The following is a 2415-nucleotide window of genomic DNA, read 5'->3' on the forward strand; positions in this document are numbered from 1 at the left end:
GCTGTCGTCAGCCGCATAGCCCGTCGCTCCACCGGGCGATGCACCGGAATGGCGCCCGGCCACGAACGGATCGGTCAGCACGCCCATGAAAAGGTTCATCGCATCGAAGGTGGTCTGCTGCGCGCCGGTGGCCGTCTCGCCTGAGGCCTGCGTCAGCGCGTTGAGCAGGGGATCGCCCGACAGCGCGAACAAGGCATTGAAGCCGGCCGGCGTGGTGCCGCCGCCGGCCAGCGCAGTGTCGATTCCGGCTGCGACATTCTTCTGATTGATGGAGGCATAACCGAGCAGCGCCGGCGACAGCAGTCCGGGATCAAGCGTCAGCAGTACATCGTTGCCGACATAGCTCAGCCGCGCGTTGCGGGCGAAATTGCTGGACGTGAGGAAGTCCGCACCGGAGAAGGTGCCATTCACGGTGCCCGCGGTCAGGATGGTGTAGGTCGTGGTCGCCGACAGCCGCGCCAGCGGATCCACCACCACCTTGCCGGCGAGATTGGCCGTGTTGGTGACGATGGTCTTGTCGGCGCTGACGCCGGACACCTGCACCAGGTAGGTCGATGCCGCTGTCAATGTCAGGCTGCTCGCCGTCAGCGTGCCGATCGAATTGCCGGGCGCCAGCGTGCCGCCATTGATGGTGGTATCGCCGACGATGCCGTTGCCGCCGAGTGTGCCGCCCGCGTTCACCGTGAGGCTCGCCGCCGAGGAGAGATCGCCATTGACGCTGAGCGTCCCGCCATTGACGTTAACCGCGCCGGCAAATGTGCTGGTGCCGGTGAGCGTCCACACCGAGCTGTCGATCTTGTTGAAGGTGCCGAAGCCCCGATACTGCGCGGCGGCGTCGAGCTGCGAGACGTCGAAGCTTGCCGTCCCGGTGCCGCCGAGCTGGAACGTGTCGCTGCCGCCGCCAAGCACAAGGCCTGAGATGACCGAGCCCGGCGCCAGCGTCAGCGTGTTGCCGGTGCCGGTGAACTGGATCGCATTGGTGCCACCGCTGATCGTGCCGGCGTTGAACACTGACGAGCCGCCGACACCGCCGACCGCAAAAATTCCGTTCACGCCGCCGCTGATGCTGCCACCGGCATTGTTGGTCACTGTCGCGTAGGTTGCGGCATTGATGCCATAAAGGCCGGTGCCGGTGATGCTGCCGGAATTGATGACGGTGGAGGACCCATTGATCGACCAGGTCCCGGTCCCGCCGCTGCTGATGKAGGCGCCAGCGTTGTTGGTGACGGTCAGATCGGTCTTGCTAACCACGCCGGTGATCAAAGTCCCTGTGATGCTGCCGGAATTGGTGATGTTGGTCGCCCCGGTGCCGGCAAGAACTCCGTACAGGTGGCCGGTGATGCTGCCCCCTGCATTGTTGATCACTGTCGCGTCGGTGTTGGCGAAAATGCCGTAGTTGATCGTGCCGGTGATGCTGCCGGAATTGGTGACGTTGGCAGAGCCGGTGAGGGTGTTAACGCCGGAATCGCCGCCGGCGATGCTGGCGCCGACATTGTTGGTCACCGCCACGCTTTGAGCGGAAATGCCGAAGCCGCTGCCGGAGATGGTGCCGGAGTTGGTGAGATCTATGGAGCCGCTGTTCGCAAGAATGCCGAACTTCCCGCCGCTGATGATGCCGCCTGTGGTGTTGACCACCGTTGCGCCGTCCTCGGCACTGATGGCGGCACTGACGCCGGCCGGCAACAGCGTGGTGATGCTGCCGGAATTGGTGATGTTGGCGGTGGCGAGGGCACGAATTCCGTACTGTCTGCCGGTGATGCTCGCACCGGCATTGTTGGTCACCGTCACGGTGCCGGCAGAGATGCCATCAACGAGTGGGCTGCTAATGCTGCCGGAATTGGTGACCGTCCCACTGCTGACCGAGATGCCATAGCCGCCGGTGCCCGTGACGCTGGCGCCGCCGATCACGTTGACGGTGATCCCGGTCTCGGTTGCGGTGCCGTAGCCCGCGGTGCCGGCACTCGTGCCCGGTGCGCCCCCGCCCTGGTCGGTGGTGGTGCCGGTACAAGTCGCCGTCACGTTATCGGCGGACGCTGGCGTGCAATCGGCGTTGGCCGCCGAGGCCATCGCAATCAGGATCAATAGACCGGCCGACGCCGATCCAACCGCTCGCCGCCGCAGCAACCTCAAGCCCAACCGCATGCCCGCCCACCTGCTCTGCAGCGTCCGGCTTTGTTCGCAATACACCGGTTCGCGCTGTCGTCGATATCACGGGGTGCCTGCCATGTGTCGTCGCGCAGGGGCCCGGACAACTTTGGATAGCAGGATTCTCATGCGCCTTGTGCACAAGGAAGAGAGTTTTGGCTAGCTGATGGGCAAACGGCGCTTTGAGGTGTATTTTTCCGGATGGCTGTTGCAAGGACTCAACAGTGAAGAGGCTTCATCGCGGGGTCCTATACGGCATATGCCGTATAG

Annotated in this window: 1 protein-coding gene; it reads right to left on the bottom strand. The window is 64.2% G+C overall.

Going from position 1 to position 2415, the window contains the following annotated elements:
* A partial coding sequence (locus ACXJL8_RS39030) for a beta strand repeat-containing protein (protein WP_456686814.1) occupies window positions 1-2142 on the bottom strand: 2142 nt, incomplete at its 3' end.
* Between the last annotated feature and the right edge of the window lie 273 nt (window positions 2143-2415).

Source organism: Bradyrhizobium sp. P5_C11_2 (genome assembly GCF_054049755.1).